Source organism: Herbaspirillum lusitanum (assembly GCF_046025995.1).
GTDB classification, from domain to species: domain Bacteria; phylum Pseudomonadota; class Gammaproteobacteria; order Burkholderiales; family Burkholderiaceae_D; genus Herbaspirillum; species Herbaspirillum lusitanum_A.
On the sequence record NZ_JAQQFM010000010.1, the window covers coordinates 183,991 to 189,990 of the forward strand.

Genomic DNA, 6,000 nt, shown 5'->3' on the forward strand with positions numbered 1-6,000 from the left:
CATTCGAAATATCGGCTGCGCCCGTCCGGACCGCAGCCACCGAGACAAGCAAGAACCCGCCCGCCCAGAGGCCGGCGCGGTTTGAAGAAGGAAGCAGGAATGAACCTACAAATCGTGGCGCTACTGGGGCAGGACGGCATCACCAACGGTGCCATCTATGCGCTGCTGGCCCTGTCCATCGTGCTGGTGTTTACGGTGACCCGCATCATGCTGATCCCGCAGGGAGAGTTCGTCTCCTTTGCGGCGCTGACCATGGGCATGATCCAGAACGGCCAGCGCCTGCAGGTGGCGTGGCTGCTGGTGGCCCTGTGCCTGATCTCGGCCGCCATGGATGTGTTCGACATGTGGCGCCAGCAGAAGCGCCGCGTCAGCATCTGGCTGCCGGCCAAGCTGATCTATGCCGCCGTGATCACCTGGCTGGCATTCACCTTGCCGCTGGCGACCATGCCGATGCTGCTGCAGGTGCTGATGACCTTGCTGCTGCTGGTGCCCATGGGTCCGCTGCTGTATCGCATCGTGTTTCAGCCTATCGCCAGCGCCTCGCCGCTGGTGCTGCTGATCGTCTCGATTGCCGCGCACGTGGCGCTGGTCGGCGTCGGTCTGCTGGTGTTCGGCCCCGATGGCGCACGCACGGCGCCGTTCAACGATGCCAATCTGGAACTCGGTTCCTTCCGCTTCAACAGCCAGGCGCTGTGGGTGATCGGCGTGTCGATCGCCCTGATCGTGGCGCTCTATCTGATGTTTGAACGCACGCTGTACGGCAAGGCGCTGCGCGCTGCTGCGCTGAACCGCATGGGCGCACGGCTGATGGGTATCTCGCCGGTGTTTGCCGGCAAGGCCATGTTCTTTCTGGCCTCGCTGATCGGCGTCATGTCCGGCATCCTGATTGCGCCGCTGACCACCATCTACTACGACTCCGGCTTTCTGATCAGCCTCAAGGGTTTTGTCGGGTCCATCATCGGCGGGCTGGTGAGCTATCCGGTGGCGGCGATAGGCGCTGTCGTGATCGGGCTGATCGAATCCTTCTCGACCTTCTGGGCCAGCGCCTACAAGGAAATCATCGTGTTCGTATTGATCATCCCCATTCTGCTGTGGCGCTCGCTGACCAGCCGTCACGTGGAGGAAGAAGAATGAAGAAGGCTATCTCTTCCCGCGCGGTGCTGGCGATCTTCGTGCTGTTGCTGATCGTCGCGCCCTTCCTGCTGGGCTCCTTTTACATGACCCTGCTCAACAACATCGGCCTGAGCGCACTGGTGGTGCTGGGGCTGGTGCTGCTGACCGGCGTGGCCGGGCTGACCAGTTTCGGCCAGGCTGCGTTCGTCGGTGTCGGCGCCTACATCTCGGCTGCGCTGACCATGAACGTGCTGGCGCTGCCGCCCGAGCTGAGCGTACTGCAGTCGCCCTGGATTGCCCTGTGCGTAGCCTTGCTGGTCACCGCCGTGCTGGCCTTTCTGCTGGGCAGCGTCACCCTCAAGCTGTCGGGGCATTATCTGCCGCTGGGCACCATCGCCTGGGGCATCAGCATGTATTACATCTTCGGCACGCTGGAAAGCATGGGCGGCCAGACCGGCATGTCGGGCATTCCCTCGATCTCGCTGTTCGGCGTCGCGCTCAACAGCGACCGCCTGATCTACGGCCTGATCTGGCTGGCCGTGATCGCCGGCGTGGCCGGTCTCAACAATCTGCTGGATTCGCGTGAAGGCCGCGCCATCCGCGCGCTCAAGGGCGGCATGGTGATGGCCGAAGCGATGGGCATCAATACCGCCCGTTCGCGCATCGTCATCTTCGTGCTGGCGGCCTTGTTTGCCAGCCTGTCGGGTTCGCTCTACGTGCACATGCAGCGCTTCGTGAATCCCTCGCCGTTCGGTCTCGGCTTCGGCATCGACTATCTGTTCATGGCGGTGCTGGGGGGCGCCAGCCATGTCTGGGGCGCGGTGCTTGGCTCCGGCCTGATCGTGGTGCTCAAGGAGTGGCTGCAAGGCGTGCTGCCGGCGATTCTGGGCCGCTCCGGCAACTTCGAGACCATCGTCTTCGGCTTGCTGATGGTGGTCTTGCTGCAGCGTTCGCGCGACGGCATCTGGCCCTATCTGGCGCGCCTGGTGCCGGTGCGCGCCCGACAGCACAAGCTGAATCTGCAGGCCGAGCCGCTGCCGCGCCGCGACATGCCCAATCCGAATGAAGTGGTGCTGGATGTGCGCGACGTCACCCGCAAGTTCGGCGGTCTGGTGGCCAACAATCAGATGAATCTGAAGATCGTGGCCGGCGAAGTGCTGGCGCTGATCGGTCCCAACGGCGCCGGCAAGTCGACCCTGTTCAATCAGATTTCAGGGGTGGATACGCCGACCTCGGGCCTGGTGCAATTCCGTGGTCACGATGTCACCGGCAAGGGTTCGCGCCACATCGCCGGACTCGGCATGAGCCGCAGCTTTCAGCATGTACGGCTGATGGGACGCATGACGGTGCTGGAAAACGTCGCCATCGGCGCCCACATGCGCGGCAAGCGCGGCGTGCTGGCTTCGGTGCTGCGTCTGGACCGCCAGGAAGAAGCGCGACTGCTGGCCGAAGCGGCACGCCAGATCGAGCGTGTCGGGCTCAAGGATCAGATGCTTGAAATGGCCGGTTCGCTGTCGCTGGGCCAGCAGCGGATTCTGGAAATCGCCCGCGCACTGGCGTCCGACCCCTGTCTGCTGTTGCTCGACGAGCCGGCCGCCGGTCTGCGTCTGGGCGAGAAGAAGGCGCTGGCCGATCTGCTGCGCAAGCTGCGCGCCGAGGGCATGGCGATTCTGCTGGTGGAGCACGACATGGACTTCGTCATGGAGCTGGTCGACCGCATCGTGGTGATGGACTTCGGCACCAAGATCGCCGAAGGCCTGCCGGAAGAGATTCAGAACAATCAGGCCGTGCTGGAAGCTTATCTGGGCGTCAGCGACGATGTCGGCGAAGACCAGAGCACCAGCGCAGAACCGCAGGCCGCAGCGATCGCAGGAGGCAGTCATGGCCAATAAGGTATTGGAAGTGCGCGATCTGAGCGCGGCCTACGGCAAGGTGCAGGTGCTGTCCGGCATCAATGTCAGCGTCGAGCAGGGCAAGATCGTCACCGTCATCGGCCCCAACGGCGCCGGCAAGACCACGCTGCTGTCGGCCATCATGGGCGTGCTGCCTTCGCGTGGCGCGATGGCTTTCGACGGCGCCATCCGTCATTCGCCGGAGGTGGAGGAAATGGTCGCCGCCGGCATGACGCTGGTGCCTGAAAAGCGCGAGCTGTTTTCCGAGATGAACATCGAAGACAACCTGCTGCTGGGCGCCTTTCAACGCTATCGCACCAAGCATCGCGATCATCCGCAAACGCTGGAAGAGGTCTACACCCTGTTCCCGCGGCTGCGCGAGCGGCGCACGCAGCTGGCGGGCACCTTGTCCGGCGGCGAACGCCAGATGCTGGCGGTGGGCCGAGCGCTGATGGCCAAGCCCAGGCTGCTGATGCTGGATGAACCCAGCCTCGGTCTGGCGCCGCTGATCGTGCGCGAGATTTTCCGCATCATCGCCGAGTTGCGCCGCCGTGGGGTGTCCATCTTGCTGGTCGAGCAGAATGCGCGCGCCGCGCTGCAGGTGGCGGACTACGGTTACGTGCTGGAAAACGGCGAGGTCAAGATGCACGGGCCGGCCAGCCAGCTGGCGCATGATCCGCGCGTGATCGAGGCCTACCTGGGGTTGTCCGGCAAGCATCAGGACAAATTGGCCGGATAAGTTGACGCGTTAAACCCAGCAGCAAATCAGTATCAATTTCCGCATGCCGCCCGGAGTTACTCCGGCGTCGGCAGGGCGGCGTATCACCTGAGTTCTGGAACGGAAGCGATATGAACACACAAGATCCCATGCGCATTTGCATCGCCGGCGCCGGCGCCATCGGCGGCACGCTGGCGGTGCGGCTGGCGGCGGCCGGGCACCAGGTCAGCGTGCTGGCGCGCGGCAAGACCCTGCAGACCATCAGCGAACGCGGACTGACGCTGCACGATCAGCATGGCGTCACGCATGCCAGGCCGGCTGCCAGCGAGCGTCCCGATTTCGGCGTGCAGGACGTGATTTTCGTTTGCGCCAAGAGCCAGGACATGGCCGCGCTGCTGCCGCAGCTCAAGCCGCTGATCGGCGAGCAGACGGTGGTGATCCCGACCAACAATGGTGTGCCTTGGTGGTACTTTCATCGCGAAGGCGGTCGCTTCGACGGCGCGCAGGTGTGCGCGGTCGATCCGCAGCGCGTGCTGGAGCAGGCGGTGCCGCTGACGCAACTGATCGGCAGCGTGCTGTTCATCACCGCCGAGGTCAGCGAGCCGGGCGTGATCCGTTCGGTCAATCCGCATCTGATCGTGCTGGGGGAACCGTCCGGCGAAATGAGCGAGCGACTGCAACGCATCCGCGCCGCCATCGAAGGCGCCGGCATTGAAGCGCGCGCCACCGATCGCATCCGCGACAAGCTGTGGACCAAGATCATCGCCAATCTCAGCACCAATCCCTTGTCCGTCATTACACAAGGCACGCTGGAACAGTTGTACGGCAAGCCGGAGCTGCGTGAAGTGGTGATGCAGATCATGCGCGAGACCTTGCTGGTGGCGTCGTCCTATGGTGCGCGCGTGGATATCGATCCGCTCACCTTCATGCAGCTGGGTGAGGCGATGGGGCCGTTCCGCACCTCGATGCTGCAGGATCTGGATCGCGGCCGCCCGCTGGAACTGGCCGCCATCGGCGATGCCGTGCTGGAAATGGCGGAGCGCTTCAATGTGCCGATGCCGATCAGCCGCGCCGTGATTTCGCTGGCGCGGTTCCGTGGTGAAGCGGCGCAACTGGCGCAGTCAAGCGGTGCTGCGCCGGCGACGGTGCAGGCCGCGGCCTGAGCGGACATCACAGAACAGTTGGAACACATCAGGCCGGCGGAGGCAGCAGCGCCGCCGGATATTGAGAACACTCGCAGAACATCTCAGCGAATCTTTCAGGAGCGGAAATGAAAGCCACCGAATTCAGTTACGGCGAAAGCAAGCCGGCGCAGTGCAGCGATGCCGAATGGGCGCTGCGCATCGAACTCACGCATTGCTATCGTCTGGTCGATTATCTGGGCTGGACCGAGATGATCTTCAATCACATCTCGGCGCGCCTGCCGGGTGAAGAAAATCATTATCTGGTCAACCCGTTCGCGCTGAATTACAACGAAGTGCTGCCGTCGAATCTGCTCAAGGTCGGCCTCGACGGCCAACTGGTCGAGCCTTCCGAATACAAGGCCAACCCGGCCGGTTTCGCGCTGCACAGTGCGATTCACGGTGCGCGTGATGATCTGCATTGCGTGATCCATACGCACACCACGCCGATCTCGGCGGTGACCATGAAGAAGAGCGGCTTTGAGCACAATGATTTCTACGGCGCGCAGTTGTTCGGGCGCATCGGCTATCACGAGTTCGAGGGCATCACGCTGTTTGCCGAAGAGAAGGAGCGCATGCTGGCCAGCCTCGGCAGCAAGAATATTCTGGTGCTGCGCAATCATGGCGTGGCGGTGTGCGAGCGCGATATCCGGCGGACTTTCTTTTTGCTGTGGACGGTGCAGCGTGCGGCCGAGATTCAGTCGGCGGGACGGGCCATGGGTGGGGAGGATGTGGTGTTGCAGGATGAGGTGCGGCAGAAGTGTGCGGATCTGACGCAGCAGTTGATTCGCAATGATGGCTTTGCTGAAATTTTCTTTGAGGCGATTGTGCGCAAGATGTTGAAGGCGCAGAAGTTGGTGTGAGTTTGGGTTTTGTTGTTGTTGGAGAGACGCTGGCTTGGCCGGCGTTTTTCTTTTGTGCTTTGGGTTTGATGTTTTGTTGCGTGCTGGTGATGTTTGTTGGGTTTGTGCTCCGTGGTTAAGTGCGTTGCCGGGGGTAGCCCGGCAGCTACTCACTTTTCTTGCTTCGCCAAGAAAAGTAAGCAAAAGAAGGCGACCCCGAAGACTTGCCCCTGCGGGGTTCCCGGCGCTGTGGT

At 62.8% G+C, this 6,000-nt stretch carries 5 protein-coding genes; all 5 read left to right on the forward strand.

The genetic code is table 11. The features are described 5' to 3' along the window. Positions 1-99 precede the first annotated feature (99 nt). The 5 genes from PQR62_RS21700 (at position 100) to PQR62_RS21720 (ending at position 5,767) form a co-directional block, all read left to right on the forward strand. Positions 100-1,134, forward strand: coding sequence for a branched-chain amino acid ABC transporter permease (locus PQR62_RS21700; RefSeq protein WP_408160116.1), 1,035 nt, complete (start codon positions 100-102; stop codon positions 1,132-1,134). Then, the gene (locus tag PQR62_RS21705) at positions 1,131-3,005 is read left to right on the forward strand and encodes a branched-chain amino acid ABC transporter ATP-binding protein/permease (protein ID WP_408160117.1); all 1,875 of its coding nucleotides are present in this window, start codon (positions 1,131-1,133) and stop codon (positions 3,003-3,005) included. The genes PQR62_RS21700 and PQR62_RS21705 overlap by 4 nt, the downstream gene beginning before the upstream one ends. After that, a complete protein-coding gene (locus PQR62_RS21710) occupies positions 2,995-3,744 on the forward strand; it encodes an ABC transporter ATP-binding protein (RefSeq protein ID WP_408160118.1) in 750 nt (249 codons plus the stop codon). Before PQR62_RS21705 ends, PQR62_RS21710 begins: the two co-directional genes overlap by 11 nt. A 110-nt stretch (positions 3,745-3,854) precedes the next feature. After that, complete coding sequence (locus PQR62_RS21715) at positions 3,855-4,886, forward strand: ketopantoate reductase family protein (protein WP_408160119.1); 1,032 nt, start codon at positions 3,855-3,857, stop codon at positions 4,884-4,886. A 107-nt stretch (positions 4,887-4,993) separates the two neighbouring features. Further along, positions 4,994-5,767 carry a class II aldolase/adducin family protein gene (locus PQR62_RS21720; protein WP_408160121.1) on the forward strand — a complete coding sequence of 258 codons (774 nt, stop codon included), beginning with the start codon at positions 4,994-4,996 and terminating at the stop codon, positions 5,765-5,767. Positions 5,768-6,000: the final 233 nt, after the last annotated feature.